The following is a 16,753-nucleotide window of genomic DNA, read 5'->3' as shown; positions in this document are numbered from 1 at the left end:
CACCAGGGTTTTATCTAATAAGAGTAAGAAAATGAAGGAATTTAGCGGCGTTTATCCTTATCTGGTTTCGCCGGTGAATGCCAATGGCAGCGTTGACAAGGCCGTGCTGATTGATCTGGTGGAGCACCTGATTGCCAGCGGTGTGCACGGTCTTGTTCCGCTGGGCAGCACGGGAGAGTTTGCTTATCTGAACACCAGGCAGCGTTTTGATGTAGTCAGTACCGTAGTGAATGCTGCGCGGGGGCGAGTACCGATTATTGCCGGTGTCGCCGCTACCGCGGTTCAGGAGGCGGTGGAGCAAACGCAAACGTATGTCCAGCTTGGCGTTGATGGCATCCTGGCGATTCTGGAAGCCTATTTCCCGGTTACTGATGCCGGGATTGAAGGCTATTTCCGCGCTATCGCACAGGCGGCACAGCAAAAACCGGTGGTGTTGTACACCAATCCACAATTTCAGCGTGCCGACTTAAGTCTGCCGGTGATCGAGCGCCTCAGTCATGTTGACAATATCAACTACATTAAGGATGCCTCGACCAACACTGGACGGTTATTATCGATCATAGAACGAACGCAGGGGCGGATGCGGGTTTTTGCCGCGTCGGCACATATTCCAGCCTGCGTCATGTTAATTGGCGGGGTAGGGTGGATGGCGGGACCGGCGTGTATCGTACCCAAACAGAGCCTGGCGCTGTACGACGCTGCGAAACGTGGTGACTGGCAGCAGGCGATGGATCTACAGCGTCCGCTGTGGCGCGTTAATGAAATTTTTGCCAAATACACTATTGCCGCCTGTATCAAAGCTGCGCTGGAACTACAGGGTTTTGCCGTTGGTAATCCGATACCGCCACAGCAGCCGTTGAACGATCAGGCCAGACAAGAAATCGCCGCTGTACTGCATACAGTTGGTGCTTTATGAGTCAAATTCCTATCATTATTGATTGCGATCCCGGTATTGATGATGCTATCGCGCTGCTCAGCGCTTTTGTCGCCCCTCAGCTCGACATTCTCGGTATCACCGTGGTCAATGGCAATCAGCCGGTAATCCACACCGCGCGCAATGCATTACAGATTGTTGAACTCGGCCAGCGTGAAGACATACCGGTGTTCGCCGGTTGTTGGCAACCCATACTACGTGCACCGATTCACGGGCGGTTTCATGGTGAAAGCGGATTAGGTGATTGTCAGTTTCCCACCCCGCGACGGCAGGTAAAAACACAGCATGCGGTCGGTTTCTTGATTGATAGCTGTCGTGCTGCCGTTATCTCGGGCGAACGGATCACGCTTTGTGCGTTAGGGCCGTTAACCAACATTGCCTCTGCGCTCCGTATCGCACCCGATATTGTGTCGGGAATTGAGCGTATAGTGTTGATGGGCGGTGCCTACCGTGAAGCAGGCAACCGTACTATGACATCTGAATTCAATATGTTTGCCGATCCACATGCGGCACATATTGTTTTTTCGCAGACACTCCCGATCACCGTATTACCGCTGGATGCTACCCATCAGGTGATATTAACGCCGGAACGGGTGACGCAACTGGTCTCGCAGGCCGGGCGAATCAGTGCGCCGTTGGGCAACTTGATGGCTTTCTGGGATCGTAATGATGTCCGCCGCTATGGTTCGCGTGGCGGGCCGCTCCACGATCCGCTGGTGATTGCCTGGGTGCTGCGCCCTGATCTATTTCGGACTGAACGGGCCCGGGTGTTTGTCGAGCATCAGAGTGAGCTATGCATGGGGCAAACCATTGCCGATCTGTACAATAAATCGGGTCAGACTGCCAATGTGGACATTGTTATCGGTGTGGATACAGAACAGGTATTTCAGTTGTTTTGTCAGTTATTTTCTGTGTATGGGACCGGCCTATGACACGTCGCATTATTATTGATACCGATCCAGGCGTGGATGACGCGATTGCACTATGGTTGGCACTGGCGTCTCCACAGTTGGACGTGTTGGGTATTACGGTGGTGGCTGGTAATGTGCCGCTTCATGATGCGGTGACCAATGCGACGAAAATTGTGAGCCTTTCAGGCCGTCAGGGCGTAGCAATTTATGCCGGTAGCCACGGGCCGCTGATCGGTCCGCAACGGTATGGCAAATATGCGGCGATCGGTGCATTCAGTGACGATCTGGTGCCTGACGCATCTTATGCGGTGCAGTCAGAGCATGCCGTTGATTTTATCGTGCGCACTGCACGTCAGGCGGCGGCGGATAATGATCCGATTACATTTTGTGCCATCGGGCCAATGACCAATCTGGCGCTGGCGTTGATTCAGCATCCGGACGTAGCGAAAGGCATTGGTCAGATTGTTACCATGAGTTGTGCGTTTACCGCACTGGGGCACCGTGTTCCGTGGGCTGAATTCAATGTTTATGCGGATCCTCATGCCGCACAGCGGGTGTTTTCCAGCGGTATTCCGCTGGTCGTGATGCCGCTTGATATGACGTTTCAAGCGCTGATCACTCAGAAAGAGATCACGACTTTGCAGCAAACAGCCGGACAGCCGGGACAAGCGATTGCAAACTTGCTGACCGCTTTTGACCGTAGTGATATTGGTCGTTTGGGGCGCGAGGGTGGGCCGATTCATGATGCCACCGTGATCGCCTGGTTACTGCAACCGACGCTGTTTGCCGGCAGGTCGGCGACCATCGGCGTGGCCGTTACCGGGGAAACCGCCGGTTATACCTGGGCGGATTTTTATGGCAAGTTACCGACTGATCCTAATGCAACGGTGATGCAATCCATCGATGAGGCGAAATTTATGGCACTATTGACGAGGGTACTGAGCCACTACGGCTATCATCAGGGATAACACAAGGACCGCTATCTCATGACCGCTTTCTTACTTAACCGTCTGGCACAAACGCTGATAACGTTGGTTGTGATGTCGGTGCTGGTATTTGGCGGGATCTATCTGGTCGGCAATCCCATCGATTTATTACTGGGCAGCAATGCAACGCCAACGGAACGCGATGCGGTTATTCACGCCTTCGGGTTGGATAAATCGTTATGGCAGCAGTACGCGCTGTTTGTGGTCAATGCGCTGCATGGCAATCTGGGCAACTCCTATATTTTTAATCAGCCAGCGCTGCATCTTATTTTGCAGCGCATGCCAGCGACACTGGAACTGGCGTTGGTCGCTTTTCTGATGGCGCTGGTGGTGGGAATTCCTCTGGGGGTATTTGCCGGGATGCGGCCGGACAGTCTGGCGGCCAAATCGGTGATGACGTTTTCCATTCTTGGTTTCAGCCTGCCTACTTTCTGGATCGGTATGATGATGGTCATGTTGTTCAGCGTTAAGCTGGGAATATTGCCGTCTTCTGGCCGGGGGACGACGGTAGAGGTATTTGGCATACCGACAAGCCTGTTGACCATTGATGGCTGGCGGCACCTGATCCTGCCAGCACTCAATCTGGCGTTGTTCAAAATTTCGCTGATTATCCGTCTGACTCGCGCCGGTGTGCTGGAGTGTCTGCAGCAAGACTATGTGCGTTTTGCCCGCGCCAAAGGGCTGTCCGAGACGCGCATCTTGTTTGTCCACGTGTTGAAAAATACGCTGATTCCGCTCATTACGGTGATTGGTCTTGAACTGGGGTCGCTGATTGCTTTTGCAGTGGTGACAGAAACCATCTATGCGTGGCCGGGCATGGGTAAGCTGATTATCGACTCCATCGCGGTGCTCGACCGACCGGTGATTCTGGCTTACCTGATGATGACCGTGGTCATGTTCAGCCTGATTAATTTACTGGTCGATGTGCTGTATGCGGTGGTCGATCCGCGTATCCGGCTGGGAGGGCGCTAAACGTGTCAGACCATTCAGTCCACTCTACCACTCAGCATGTCGTGGAGACACGGTCGGCCTTTATCCGCACGCTGCATGCGCTGCTCAGTAACCGTCTATCGTTAATGGGGGTGGTATTACTCTCGGTCATTGTTCTTCTGGCCGTGCTGGCGCCTTATATCTCACCGCAGAATCCTTACGACCTTGCCCAGTTGGAGATCATGGATAATCGTCTGCCGCCCGGCTCACAGAGTCCAGCGGGGCTGATCTATTGGTTGGGTACCGACGATCAGGGACGAGATCTGCTGAGTGCCATTCTTTACGGCACGCGGACCAGTCTGATTGTCGGCGTGAGCAGCGCGGTCGTTGCCCTGCTGATTGGGATGACGGTTGGAATGTTCAGCGCCTGGCATGGCGGAAAAACCGATGCGTTAATGATGCGTATCGTGGATATCCAGTTGAGTTTCCCGCCGATTCTGATTGCCCTGATTCTGCTGGCTGTTTTTGGGCAAGGGGTGGATAAAATTATCCTGGCGCTGGTGATTACCCAATGGGCGTATTACGCACGTACTATTCGCGGTTCCGCGCTGATTGAAAGTAAACGCAGTTATGTCGATGCCGCCCGCGGGATGGCGTTGTCTGATCGCCGTATTCTGTTTCATCATATGCTGCCTAACTGCCTGCCACCGCTGATCGTGGTGGCTACCATGCGGATTGCCTATGCCATCATGTTGGAAGCCACACTTTCGTTTCTGGGTATTGGTCTGCCGATCACCGAACCGTCATTGGGGTTACTGATTGCCAACGGTTTCGACTATTTGATGTCGGGCGATTATTGGATCAGTTTGTTCCCCGGAATCATGCTGCTGTTGCTGATTGTCTCCATCAACCTGATTGGTGATGCCCTGCGCGACATATTAAATACAAGAAATGAGGAGTAAGGCGTGAGCCAGCCGGTGCTTAGCGTTAAACAACTCAATACAGCATTTCGCGTCAACGGCGAATGGATGAATGTGGTGCGCGATCTGTCGTTTGATATCGCGTCAGGTGAGACTGTGGCGCTGGTGGGAGAATCCGGCTCTGGTAAAAGCGTGACCGCCATGTCGATCATGCGGCTGCTGGCCGGTCCACAGGTCAGCGTCAGTGGTAGCATCCAGTTTGACGGACAGGCGTTATTGTCCCTGTCTGCATCCGCCATGCAGCGAATTCGCGGTAACCATATTGGGATGGTCTTTCAGGAGCCGATGACCAGCCTTAATCCGGTGTTGAAGATTGGTACACAGATTACCGAAGTGTTGAGGCGCCATCGTGGCATGGACCGAGCCAGCGCGCAGGCGGAAGCGGTTCGGCTGCTGGAGAAGGTGCGAATTCCGGCGGCGAAGTCGCGGCTTAACGAGTATCCGCTCAGTTTTTCCGGCGGGATGCGCCAGCGAGTCGTGATCGCTATCGCGTTGGCGTGCCAGCCTAAACTGCTGATTGTCGATGAACCGACGACGGCACTGGATGTGACGATTCAGGCGCAGATTCTGTCACTGATTAAGACCCTACAGGAAGATTCCGGCATGTCGATTCTGTTCATCACCCATGACATGAGTGTGGTGGCGGAAGTGGCAGATAGAACCATGGTGATGTATCGGGGCGAAGGGGTGGAGATGGCTGACACCCGGCAGCTGTTCCGGCAACCGCAACATACGTACAGCAAGATACTGTTTTCCGCTGTGCCACGGCTGGGCGCCATGGCCGGTACGCGCTTACCGCAGCGCTTTGCGCTGGTTGATCCCGATCAACCCGCGATACCAGATTGGCAAAATATCACTGAAGATCAAATCACCGATACGGTGCAACATGGTGAGCCGATATTAGCGGTAAAGGATTTGGTGACGCGATTTGAGGTGAGATCGGGTTGGCTGAAACGCGTTACCGGGCGCGTACACGCCGTTGAAAATGTCTCTTTTGAACTGTTTCCAGGAGAAACGCTGTCGCTGGTAGGCGAGTCTGGTTGTGGTAAATCAACTACCGGGCGTTCTATTCTGCGTTTAACATCGCCGTGTGGCGGCATGGTGTCTATTAACGGAAAAGATATGCTGGCGGCAGATAGCAGTGAATTGGCACGATTGCGCATGCAGGTGCAAATGATATTTCAGGATCCTTATGAAAGCCTGAATCCGCGTCTGCGTATTGGCGAGGCAATAGCCGAACCGATGATCACTCATGGCATCATCAAACCCGAACAGGCAAAGAGAAGTGTGGCCGACTTATTGAAAAAAGTCGGACTGCGCGCTGATATGAGTGAACGTTTCCCTCATCAGTTTTCCGGAGGACAGCGCCAGCGAATTTGTATTGCCCGTGCATTGGCGTTGAACCCGAAAGTGATCATTGCCGATGAGTCGGTTTCCGCATTGGATATGACAGTGAAAGCGCAAATCATTAATTTAATGCTCGATCTTCAACAACAGTTGGGGTTGGCTTATCTGTTTATTTCTCATGATATGGCGGTTGTCGAACGTATCAGCCACCGGGTCGCGGTGATGTATCAGGGGGAAATCGTTGAGATCGGTTCACGGCAGGCAATTTTTGATAATCCTCAACATCCCTATACTCGCCGTTTGTTGGCCGCCGTGCCGGTTCCCGATCCTGAAAAACGGGTTAAACGTTCGCTATTCGAAGAAGAACTGACCAGCCCACTGCGACCGGTGGATTATTGTCCGCCCGAGCGACGTTATCATCAGTATGAAGATGGGCACTGGGTACAGGAGTCGTAAGCCGGTTGTGTTAATCATTTCGATTGCCGCGCTGTGATTCCCTATTATCTCAGAGGGCGCGTTATTTCAGACTATTCATTTCCCGTAGACATACCATCATCTTTATCCCTATGTATTGTTGAGCGCTTCTGACCCGCTTTTGGTGCCGGTATGGTAACTGATGGACAATGTCCATGCGGTGGCGTCAGAGTTTTTTGTTTAAAAAAGAATGGATATCAGTCCGCTGGATTATGCTATTGGTAACAAGAATATGTAGCAGAGGATGTGGAACACATATTTTATTTTTTGCGGTGGATAATATGTCAACGTGATTTGAATGAAAGTATTGCGTACAGTGGGGGAGCTGGATGTTGCCTGTATCACTCATATCACGTTGTTACCGTACATTAATTAAGTACTCACATTGAGGCAAATATGGATAATTTTCAAAAAGAGATTGAGGAGAGAACCAATCTCACCTCATCTAATAAGTTTGAACTGTTATTGTTCCAGGTGGGGTCGGCTTCACCTGAAGAACAATCTGAGTTGTTCGGTATCAATGTGTTTAAGCTCCGGGAAATTGTTCCGATGCCATCGTTGACCAAAGCTGCTGGTATGAAATCGCCGCTGCTTGGCATGGTTGATATTCGTGGGCAAGTCATCCCGGTTATTGATCTCCCTGCCGTTGTCGGGTGTGTGCCACGTACCGGGCTCAATATCATTCTGGTGACGGAATATGCGCGTAGTACCCAGGCGTTTGCTGTGGAATCCGTTGACGATATTGTTCGTCTTGACTGGAGCCAGGTGCTTGCCGCCGAGCCGGGTGTCAACAGCAGTTATATCACGAGTATCGCTCGCCTTGACCAGGATAAGGAGAGTAACCGTCTGGCGTTGGTGCTGGATGTTGAGCAGATTCTGCATGACATCATACCCACTGCTCGCGAGATGCAGATCGAGAGCGTGGAAGCGAAGACGTTTCACCTAAAGCCAGGGGCGGTCGCCATTGTGGCTGAAGATTCTAAAGTTGCTCGCGTGATGCTTGAACAGGGTTTAAACATCATGTCGATTCCCTTCATCATGCATGTCACCGGACTGGAAGCCTGGAATAAAATAAAGTTGATGGCCCAAGAGGCGCAAGCCGAAGGTAAGCCGATTTCGGATAAAATCGCGTTTGTGCTGACCGATTTGGAAATGCCTGAGATGGATGGTTTCACTCTGACACGGAATATTAAACGTGATGATTTTCTAAAGAAAATTCCAGTCATTATCCACTCTTCGTTGTCTGGCAGTGCCAATGAAGAGCATGTTCGCAATGTGGGCGCTAATGCGTATGTGGCAAAATTCGAAGTGAACGAGCTGGCAACGGCGATCCACAACGTGCTTGATGAAGTGAACCCTGGTTAATTTCATATTCGTCCGTACATCGTACTGTTGGTAAACGATGTACGGACCTTGATGCAATCTCTATTCTTTCCCCCCGCGCCTCTCTGACCGTAAGCGACTTTTTTGATACACTGTCCCGATACTTAATCAAAAAAGCCATTGCGCATGAATTCACGCCAGCAGCACATCATTCAATTGGTTAACGAGCGCGGTAACGTCAGTGTCAGTGAGCTGGCGCAGATCACTGGCGTATCAGAAGTGACGGTCCGTCAGGATTTGACTATCCTGGAACGGGAGCGCTACCTCAAACGTGTTCATGGTGCCGCCGTCGCCATTGACAGTGATGACGTGAGTGCCCGCATGTGCACACGTTATCGGTTAAAACAATCCCTTGCTGACTATGCCGCTTCAATTATCAACGATGGAGAGTCGGTATTTATTGAAGGTGGCAGTACTAATGCCTTACTGGCGCGCTGTCTGGCCGAGAGTCGACGTGTGACGATTGTAACGGTCAGCTATTACATCGCCCATCTTCTCAAAGACACCGATTGTTCAGTGATTATTCTTGGCGGGTTGTATCAGAAAAGCAGCGAATCCGTGGTCGGTCCGTTAACCCGTTCTTGTATCCATCAGGTGCATTTCCATAAGGCATTCATTGGTATTGATGGTTATCACGAAGATACCGGGTTTACCAGCCGTAATATGATGCGCAGCGATGTGGTGAGCGCAGTGCTGGCAAAGGGCGTCGAGAATATCGCGCTGACGGATTCCTCAAAGTTTGGGCTTATTCACCCTTATCCCCTGTCCCTCGAACATCACTTTTCCAGAGTCATCACCGACAGCGGACTCTCGCCTGATTACCAGCGGCATCTGAAAGAGCAGAATATTCAACTGGACATTGTGCCAGAACCTTTGCCGCAGAATATGTGAGTTCTCCTGCTGTCAGGTAGCCACTCGCCAGTGGCTACCCTCTCATTTTCTCCCGACCGGCAAGTAGCTTAATCCTGAGTCGTATTGATTACAGGGTATGTTCGGTACGAGCAATAATATCGTCCTGGGTATCGGGGGAAAGTGCGGTGAAGAACGCGGAATAACCGGCAACGCGCACCACCAAATCCCGATGAAGCTGGGGATGTTTCTTGGCGTCGAGCAACGTCTCCCGAGAAACAATATTGTACTGAATATGCCAGCCTTTATGGTCTTCAAAGAAGGTACGCAGTAGTGCCATCAGTTTCTGCCGGTCGTTTATGTTATCCAGTGTGGCAGGGTTTAGTTTCTGATTGAGTAATACGCCCCCCAGAATTGAGCCGGTGGGTAATTTCCCTACTGAACTGATCACGGCGGTTGGTCCCAGATGGTCGGTACCGGACGCGGGGCTGGCGCCTTCTGCCAGAGGGGTTCCTGCTTTACGTCCGTCAGGCGTTGCCATGGTGGCGGCGCCGAAAGGGACGTTCGCGGAAATGGAGGATGTACCCGCGTAATAATTACCGCCAATCGGGCCTCGCCCATAACGTGGGTTATGGTAATGTTTTATTTCATCAATGTAGGTCTGATAAGCACGAACCAGCAGCAGATCAACATCATCATCGTCGTTACCGTATTTGGGCGCTGTATTGAGCAGACGTTGGCGCAATTGTTCATTGTTCAGGCCTTCAAAGTTGGTTGCCAGCGCTTCGGCCAACGCTTGCTGTCCGATAATACCTTGATCGAATACCAGTTTCTTGACTGAAGCCAGGCTATTACCCAGGTTGGCGATGCCGACCTGCAAGCCAGATACCCAATCATATTTTGCGCCACCCTGTTTAATGCTCTTGGCCCGTTCAATACAGTCATCAACCAGTGCGGAACAGAGGATATCATGCGCATTTTCTTCCAGCATGGTATCTACCACATACTCAATCTCGATAGATTTTCTGGTGTAGTAACGGATCTGAGCGTCCCATGCATCCATGATTTCGCTGAAATGAGCAAAGTTACCTTTGGATAAGGCTTTCTCTTGCGGCAGGAAAACCTGGCCGCTGGTCGCGTCGCGTCCCCCCTCCAGCGCCGCTAACATGACACGTGCAAAGTTGATGAAACTCATCCCGGTACAACGATATCCCCATTTGCCGCCAACCGCTGTTTCAATACAACCGATCGCCGCATACTGGTAAGCGTCTTGTGGTTCGATACCCAGCTTGATGAATTCGGGAATGACAATCTCATCATTGTTAAAGGCCGGCATTCCGAAGCCACAGCGGATAACCTGTATACAGGCGTCCAGAAAGTCATTACTCATGCCGGCATGGTAGCGAACGCTGAGGTTGGGTTGGGTCGAGCGTAGACGACCGCAGGATTCCAAAATCGCATAAGAAAGCGGGTTCACCGCATCAACCGCGTTACCTTTGATCAGGTTTTGTCCACCAATCGTCACGTTTTGATACAGCGGATTCCCTGCCGACGCTTTAGAGTGGGAACCCGAGCGAATTTTGCTGACTTCCAGCAGTTTGAGCCAGCAGCTTTGCAGCATTTCAATCGCCTGTTCGCGACCCAGTGTCTGCTTGAGTTCTACATCACGGCGATACCACGGATAGAGATATTGGTCCATGCGGCCAAACGACACGGAGTGGCCATTCGATTCGATTTGCAGAATAAGCTGGATAAAGTAGCAAAGCTGCAACGCCTGCCAGAAGGTTTCCGGTGGTTTATGAGCAACCTGGTCGCAGTTTCCCGCGATGATCAGTAGCTCTTCCCGGCGGCTGGCACGAGGCTCTTTCTTTGCCATACCGCGCGCCAGATCAGCGTAACGTTCAATATGCTGGCTTACCGCCTGAAGTGTGATATCAATCGCTTTCAGAAATTGCGCTCCGTGCACATCTTCCAGCACAGTCAGATCGATACGGGAACGACGTTCGCTTACCGTGTCACGCAACCCATCCAGACCCTTTTCCAGCAGTAAGGCATAATCGACGGCAAGATGGGCGTCACCGGACGTCATGTTGCCTTCCGCTTTGATTATGCCGGCCTCCAGCAACGCTTTTTGTTCGGTGGTGAACATACCGTAGCAGCGATCCTGAACGGTTTGCCCGCGCCACCAGTGACAAATCAGATGCAATAAGCGTTTATTCTCATCGCTGACTGAAAAGCCAGCTCCCGGGCGTTCGGACAGTTCATCAATCTCTTTTTCAATCCAACTGACGGTGTATTCTGGAAAAATAGGGGCGGCGCGAACTTCACTCGCCTGGTTGCCAACAATTAATTCATCATGTTGAATCCAGATAGTACGGTGAGTCAGGTGGTAGGCCAACGCCAGTGCCCGGCGAACCGGAAGTGGCTTATCCATGTTGGATTGATAGACAGTGGTGTAGTGCTGTGCTCGCTCGGTACATACCGATGGTTTTACAATATGAACCAGTGCATCTTTATGCGCCTTAATGCGCTCACTGAGAATATCCAGTTTCAGGGTAGTCATCATCTTATCCTCTTAGTGTGGCCGTCAGACCTTTCTGCTGAGCGTATGATCTTGCGAAATCAAGCAGTTGTGGATCATCAAAGGGTTTCTGCGGGGCAAAATAGGATTGATTGAGTAAAACGTATTTGTTCATCCCCAGGGTGTGGTAAGGCAGAAAATGGATGTCCTTTACATTCAGTTCATCTGCGGCGAAATTCGTAATCGCCCGGATTGATTTTTTGTCGGCATTAAAGCCGGGGATTAATGGAACCCGAATAATCATTTTCTGGTTGGCGGCGGCAAGGCGACGCAAGTTGTCCAGCACGCGTTTGGCACAACCCCCGGTCCATGCTTTAAACACCGTCGCGTCCACATGTTTAAGATCTGCCAGGAACAGATCTACCCAGGGCAGGGCGGGTTCAATGTAATGCCAGGGCACATGCAAACAGGTCTCGACCGCAGTATGTATACCCTGCTCATGACTTTTTCGGAGTAGCGCTTCTGTCAATTGTGGATTGATGAACGGTTCACCACCGGACAAGGTAACGCCACCCTGACTGCGGGCGTAAAACGGTTTATCCCTCACCACTATCGCCATAATCTGCTCTACATCCATGTCTTCGCCACACAGCGTTAAGGCAAGTGTCGGACAGCAGTCTTGCAAAGCGCGATAATGTTCCGGTCGGAGTTTCTGACGATCGATGACCAGACCCTGTGCCGTTCTGGTAATCACATCGGGTGCGGCTTGATGGCACAGTTCACACCCTTCCAGGCATAGCCTGGCATCGAACAGCACATCCTGGGTTTGAGAATAACTTTCCGGGTTTTGACACCACCGACATCTCAGCGCACACCCTTTCAAAAAAACAACGGTACGGATGCCTGGGCCATCGTGTGTTGAATATCGCTGAATGTTGAAGATCATAAAATCAACCCACTAAATTCTTCATATGAAGATTTAATATGTTTCGAAAGAAACCTATATTGATTTCTATCAACAAAGAAACCGGTTCTGATCGTTATACTGGCAAAATATGCGAAATATCACACTTTGTGAGGAGACTACGATGGAACTTTATCTCGATACTGCTGATGTGGCGGCGGTAAAGCGTCTGGCACGCGTATTTCCACTGGCCGGTGTCACAACCAATCCGAGTATTGTTGCACATGCGGGGAAGCCGATTGATGTCCTGCTGCCTGAGTTAAAAGAGGCGTTGGGTGGAAAAGGCCGTCTGTTTGCTCAGGTGTTGGCCACGACGGCGGAAGGGATGGTCAATCATGCTCGACAGTTACGTTGTATCATTGACGATGTGATTATCAAAGTCCCGGTGACAAGAGAAGGACTGGCAGCGATTAATATTTTGAAATCAGAAGGTATTCCAACTTTGGGGACCGCTGTATATGGCGCCGGTCAGGGGCTATTGTCCGCACTGGCGGGGGCGGAGTATGTCGCTCCTTATGTCAATCGTCTGGACGTACAAGGTGGCGATGGTATTCAGATGGTCAAGGATCTTCAGCAATTACTTTCTTTACATGCGCCGGATTCCAGGATACTGGCCGCCAGTTTTAAAACGGCGCGTCAGGTGATGGCGTGTTTGCTGGCGGGCTGTCAATGTATCACTTTGCCTCCTGACGTTGCGGAACAGTTCATTTCAATGCCAGCGGTAGAGGCCGCGGTTGAAAAATTTGAAAAAGACTGGCTAGGCGCTTTTGGAACGTTAACGTTATGAATTCTGAGCAAAAAATGAGGTAGGTTAACGGTAAGGCAAGTTCCGTATATGTATACAAACCAATGCACCTGCGATTTGAAATTTGAAAGATGACGAGTTATGCGTTGGCATTTTTGCCCGGCGGTGACGTCTTCAATGGTAATTTTGATATAACGTAGAGCCATGGCATCGCCGTAACAAGTTTTAGAATCTGAGTGGATAAATGCTGCCATTTTATTCCCCCATGGTTGGGGAAGTCGATACGCTGATGATTTGGCTAAAGAGCCGTGAGGCGAGTCTTGTCGTTAGGTGTTTTAAAGACGTTGTTATGCAAGATTGCCTATCAAAAATCAGTTAAGAATCGGCTGACATAAGTACATCAGTCATTTAAAAATTTTGATGAATTATTAAAATATCTGTGTATTGGTTTTAGTGAGCAGGATCACACATTTATTGGAACCGCCCTCTTACGCTCCTTTCAAAAGGGCGCAAGAGGGCGAGGGGGTGGTTAAAATATATAACGACAGTAGTATTCCCTGGCATTAGCCATAATAGAAAACAGAACAGCATTATTAGACGTATTAGTATTGTTCGAGGAGTATAAAGGGGACGATAAAGGGATAGTAGTTAGACTTAAGTATAGTTTCACACTATGCTTTGAGCCTTATAGGGACATTGGCTATGTATTGGGGGAATTAAATGTCAGTGGTATTTTTTGATAGCGAAACTATAAGCAGCATAATGAAAAATTATTTTCATAAGGAATTAAATCATTATAGTGACATAAAATATGCTTATATGATCGTGAATAAGAAAAATCTGACACAACCAGTGGTAATTTCCAATTACCCCGATGAATGGATTGAAATATATAAAGAAGGCAATTATCAACACATCGATCCCGTCGTTCTCACCGCTTTAAATAAAGTTTCTCCTTTTCTGTGGTTAGAGAAAAACATTCTTATTAATTCAAGTTTGAAACTATCAGAAATATTTAATCTTTCAAAAAGATATAATATTGTTAATGGATATACCTTTGTACTTCATGATCAAAATAATAATTTGGCGATGCTGTCTATTTTACTGAACAAGTTTAAAACTGGTGATATTGAAGAGATGATCGAAAATAATAAAGATAAATTGCAAATGTTGCTTATTACAGCGCATGAGAAAATTACTTCTCTTTACCGTGATATGACCAAAAATAATAGTAATAAAGTGTCAAATGATAAAGAGATCTTTTCTCAACGAGAGAATGAAATCCTGTACTGGGCGAGTGTAGGTAAAACATATCAGGAAATTGCACTGATCCTGGGTATAAAAGTGAGTACCGTAAAGTTTCATATTGGTAATGCTGTGAAAAAAATCGGCGCTATAAATGCTAAACATGCGATTAGACTCGGTATTGAGTTGCAGCTTATCACGCCAATTCTTTCTACTTCTAGTGGATGATGCGAACACTTGATTCGCTGCACTCATGACGATGAGGCATGTGAGTGGGAGGATGGTGTAGCTCAAAGCCATAAGGGAGAGCGTTCAGAATTCTGTGTCACGTTAAAAACTCTATAGCGTTATCACACTATTCAGTCGCCCTTCAAAATAAATGGCTAACTGCGACAATGTCAAATTCCAGCTCTGGATCGGCATTGTCCATTTCTCCTGTGCATTCATCAGTCCCAGATAAAGCAGTTTCAACAGGCTGTTTTCATTCGGAAAAGCGCCTTTGGTTTTGGTCAGTTTCCTGAACTGACGGTGCACCGATTCTATCGCGTTGGTTGTGTAGATCACTTTGCGTATGTTAGCCGGGTAGCGGAAGTACGCTGACAGGTTTTCCCACTTGCGCCGCCATGACTGGAGCACCACCGGATATTGCTGACCCCATTTGGCCTCCAGCTCATCCAGTGCCGTTTCTGCGGCTTCTTTTGACACCGCACGATACACCGGCTTCAGGTCGGCCATGAAGGCTTTATGGTGCTTTGAGGCCACGTATTTAATCGAGTTGCGTATCTGGTGAATAACGCACAACTGCACCTCTGTCTGCGGATAAATGCTGTTTATCGCCTCCGGGAACCCAGTCAGCCCGTCCACGCAGGCTATCAGGATGTCTTCAACGCCACGGTTTTGCAGATCGCTTAATACAGATAGCCAGAAGTTTGCCCCTTCGCTTTCCGACAGATACAGACCCAGAACTTCTTTTTTGCCTTCCAGATTCAGCGCCAGCACAGTGTAAACGGCTTTGCTCTGGTAACGGCCATCCTCGCGGATTTTATAGTGAATGGCGTCCAGCCAGACGAAAGGATAAACTTTCTCCAGCGGGCGCTGTTGCCACTGTTTTAACTCAGGAATGACTTTATCGGTGACGGCACTGATGGTGGCGGTAGACACGCTGAATGCGTATAAATCTTCAATCTCCCGGCTGATATCCTGGTAACTCATCCCCAGCGCAAACAGACGAATGATTTTGCGCTCGATCTCATCGGACAGTGTGGTCTGATGCTTTTTCACCAGTTGAGGCTCAAAAGTGCCATTACGATCGCGCGGAGTCGTCAGTTCGAAGCTGCCGGTCGGGGCTTTAATGGTTTTTTTACCAGAGCCGTTTTTACGGTTGGCTTCCACATCTGAAGCCAAATGGGAGTCAAGTTCCGCAGACAGGGCTGCTTCAGTTAACTGTTTGATTAACGGGGTTAAGATGCCATCTTTGCCGGTCAGTGACTGACCGGACTGTAGCGCTTTCAGGGCTTTGTCGAAATCAAAGGGTTGGGACATTTGTCATTCCTTTTTGATGATATATTACTGGAATGACACGGAATTTCTAACACTCCCCCATAAGGCCTTGAGCCAGGGATAAAATAAGCAAGAGTCGGGCAGTTAGTCCAGATTCAAATCTTCATAGCGAGTCAATACTTTACCCACAATCCCATAGTCTATCGCTTCTTGCGGTGTCATCCAGTAGTTACGATCCGTATCTTTTTTTACTTTCTCTACCGGTTGTCCTGTTGCATCAGCAATCAATTGGTTGACCCGGTTCAGCATCCTAATGATCTCTTTGGCTTCAATTTCAATGTCACTGGCCGGGCCGCGGACGCCGCCAAGTGGCTGATGAATCATAAAACGGGTATTAGTGAGGGAGTAACGGTGTTCTTTTTTTGCTGCGAGGAAAATAGTAATCCCTGCGCTGGCAACCCAACCGGTACCGATAATATGTACCTCGGGTTTGATGAATTTGATCATATCATGAATAGTATCTGCGGCCTCAACGTGTCCACCTTGACTATTGATGTATATTTTGATCGGATCGGCACTGATTCCTTGCAGTAACAGAAGCTGTGAAACCACTTTTTCTGTCAGCTTCTGATCGATTTCACCTGAAATAATGATAGAGCGGGACTCTAACATTTTTTGCTGAATAAGCGATGAAGCATTGCTCTGCTCAGTTTCCTTTTTTTCGTCGTCATCTTTCTGAATCGGTAACAACATTGACAGGCTCTCCTTTACTCAAGCTATAAAGTTCAACCTCAGTATAGCGCTCATTGCCCGGTAAAAATATCACTCCAGAACGGGGATGATCTCATTGCTATCGGGCTGGCTCCGAAGAAAGATATCCCTTCATTCTTCCGATTAATATTCAGCAGGCAGGCTATTTCTTTGCTGGATAATATGTTGACTGTGGTCCAAGCAATGCCTCGGAAAATATCCCGGAACCGTTAA

The 16,753-nt window shown here is 49.5% G+C and carries 14 protein-coding genes; 10 read left to right on the top strand and 4 right to left on the bottom strand.

The genetic code is table 11. The features are described from left to right. The first annotated feature begins 31 nt into the window (after positions 1–31). The 8 genes from RS889_RS15645 to RS889_RS15610 all read left to right on the top strand — a co-directional run bounded on the left by RS889_RS15645 (position 32) and on the right by RS889_RS15610 (position 8,836). Positions 32–916 carry a dihydrodipicolinate synthase family protein gene (locus RS889_RS15645; RefSeq protein ID WP_315707940.1) on the top strand — a complete coding sequence of 295 codons (885 nt, stop codon included), beginning with the start codon at positions 32–34 and terminating at the stop codon, positions 914–916. Beyond that, complete coding sequence (locus tag RS889_RS15640) at positions 913–1,866, top strand: nucleoside hydrolase (RefSeq protein WP_315707939.1); 954 nt, start codon at positions 913–915, stop codon at positions 1,864–1,866. Before RS889_RS15645 ends, RS889_RS15640 begins: the two co-directional genes overlap by 4 nt. Continuing rightward, on the top strand, positions 1,863–2,813 hold the full coding sequence (locus tag RS889_RS15635; protein ID WP_315707938.1) for a nucleoside hydrolase: 951 nt from the start codon (positions 1,863–1,865) through the stop codon (positions 2,811–2,813). Before RS889_RS15640 ends, RS889_RS15635 begins: the two co-directional genes overlap by 4 nt. 18 nt (positions 2,814–2,831) lie before the next feature. Further along, positions 2,832–3,803, top strand: coding sequence for an ABC transporter permease (locus RS889_RS15630; protein ID WP_315707937.1), 972 nt, complete (start codon positions 2,832–2,834; stop codon positions 3,801–3,803). A gap of 41 nt (positions 3,804–3,844) precedes the next feature. Then, positions 3,845–4,723 (top strand): ABC transporter permease, encoded by an 879-nt coding sequence (locus RS889_RS15625; RefSeq protein WP_425475156.1) that lies wholly within the window; start codon positions 3,845–3,847, stop codon positions 4,721–4,723. Positions 4,724–4,726: 3 nt separating this feature from the next. After that, positions 4,727–6,544 (top strand): ABC transporter ATP-binding protein, encoded by a 1,818-nt coding sequence (locus tag RS889_RS15620; RefSeq protein WP_315707935.1) that lies wholly within the window; start codon positions 4,727–4,729, stop codon positions 6,542–6,544. Positions 6,545–6,958: 414 nt separating this feature from the next. Further along, entirely contained in the window at positions 6,959–7,927 is a 969-nt protein-coding gene (locus tag RS889_RS15615) for a chemotaxis protein (protein WP_315707934.1), read from the top strand. A gap of 144 nt (positions 7,928–8,071) precedes the next feature. Further along, positions 8,072–8,836: a DeoR/GlpR family DNA-binding transcription regulator gene (locus RS889_RS15610; RefSeq protein WP_315707933.1), complete on the top strand. Its 765-nt coding sequence runs from the start codon at positions 8,072–8,074 to the stop codon at positions 8,834–8,836. Positions 8,837–8,924: 88 nt separating this feature from the next. On the opposite strand, the gene RS889_RS15605 is transcribed toward RS889_RS15610, so the two are convergent. Beyond that, complete coding sequence (locus tag RS889_RS15605; protein WP_315711075.1) at positions 8,925–11,357, bottom strand: formate C-acetyltransferase/glycerol dehydratase family glycyl radical enzyme; 2,433 nt, start codon at positions 11,355–11,357, stop codon at positions 8,925–8,927. Between the two features lie 4 nt (positions 11,358–11,361). Then, positions 11,362–12,261: a glycyl-radical enzyme activating protein gene (locus tag RS889_RS15600; RefSeq protein ID WP_315707932.1), complete on the bottom strand. Its 900-nt coding sequence runs from the start codon at positions 12,259–12,261 to the stop codon at positions 11,362–11,364. A 142-nt stretch (positions 12,262–12,403) separates the two neighbouring features. Between RS889_RS15600 and fsa the strand changes: the two genes are divergently transcribed. Then, positions 12,404–13,066, top strand: a complete 663-nt coding sequence (gene fsa / locus RS889_RS15595; RefSeq protein WP_315707931.1) for a fructose-6-phosphate aldolase — start codon at positions 12,404–12,406, stop codon at positions 13,064–13,066. Between the two features lie 678 nt (positions 13,067–13,744). Continuing rightward, positions 13,745–14,497, top strand: a complete 753-nt coding sequence (locus RS889_RS15590; protein ID WP_315707930.1) for a helix-turn-helix transcriptional regulator — start codon at positions 13,745–13,747, stop codon at positions 14,495–14,497. 111 nt (positions 14,498–14,608) lie between these two features. Here RS889_RS15590 and RS889_RS15585 read toward each other — a convergent pair whose 3' ends face one another. Then, a complete protein-coding gene (locus RS889_RS15585; protein ID WP_315707929.1) occupies positions 14,609–15,811 on the bottom strand; it encodes an IS256 family transposase in 1,203 nt (400 codons plus the stop codon). Between the two features lie 102 nt (positions 15,812–15,913). Continuing rightward, the gene (locus RS889_RS15580) at positions 15,914–16,522 is read right to left on the bottom strand and encodes an ATP-dependent Clp protease proteolytic subunit (protein WP_315707928.1); all 609 of its coding nucleotides are present in this window, start codon (positions 16,520–16,522) and stop codon (positions 15,914–15,916) included. Between the last annotated feature and the right edge of the window lie 231 nt (positions 16,523–16,753).

This window comes from Brenneria uluponensis (assembly GCF_032395385.1).
Classification (GTDB): Bacteria; Pseudomonadota; Gammaproteobacteria; order Enterobacterales; family Enterobacteriaceae; genus Prodigiosinella; species Prodigiosinella aquatilis.
Note: the sequence above shows the minus strand (reverse complement) of the source record. Positions and strands in the feature narration are given on the sequence as shown.

Excerpts from the sequence above, each read along its gene's own strand:
- RS889_RS15645 (WP_315707940.1), top strand. The coding sequence starts at position 32 with ATGAAGGAATTTAGCGGCGTTTATCCTTATCTGGTTTCGCCGGTGAAT.
- RS889_RS15640 (WP_315707939.1), top strand. The coding sequence starts at position 913 with ATGAGTCAAATTCCTATCATTATTGATTGCGATCCCGGTATTGATGAT.
- RS889_RS15635 (WP_315707938.1), top strand. The coding sequence starts at position 1,863 with ATGACACGTCGCATTATTATTGATACCGATCCAGGCGTGGATGACGCG.
- RS889_RS15630 (WP_315707937.1), top strand. The coding sequence starts at position 2,832 with ATGACCGCTTTCTTACTTAACCGTCTGGCACAAACGCTGATAACGTTG.
- RS889_RS15615 (WP_315707934.1), top strand. The coding sequence starts at position 6,959 with ATGGATAATTTTCAAAAAGAGATTGAGGAGAGAACCAATCTCACCTCA.
- RS889_RS15610 (WP_315707933.1), top strand. The coding sequence starts at position 8,072 with ATGAATTCACGCCAGCAGCACATCATTCAATTGGTTAACGAGCGCGGT.
- RS889_RS15605 (WP_315711075.1), bottom strand. The coding sequence starts at position 11,357 with ATGACTACCCTGAAACTGGATATTCTCAGTGAGCGCATTAAGGCGCAT.
- RS889_RS15600 (WP_315707932.1), bottom strand. The coding sequence starts at position 12,261 with ATGATCTTCAACATTCAGCGATATTCAACACACGATGGCCCAGGCATC.
- fsa (WP_315707931.1), top strand. The coding sequence starts at position 12,404 with ATGGAACTTTATCTCGATACTGCTGATGTGGCGGCGGTAAAGCGTCTG.
- RS889_RS15590 (WP_315707930.1), top strand. The coding sequence starts at position 13,745 with ATGTCAGTGGTATTTTTTGATAGCGAAACTATAAGCAGCATAATGAAA.
- RS889_RS15585 (WP_315707929.1), bottom strand. The coding sequence starts at position 15,811 with ATGTCCCAACCCTTTGATTTCGACAAAGCCCTGAAAGCGCTACAGTCC.
- RS889_RS15580 (WP_315707928.1), bottom strand. The coding sequence starts at position 16,522 with ATGTTGTTACCGATTCAGAAAGATGACGACGAAAAAAAGGAAACTGAG.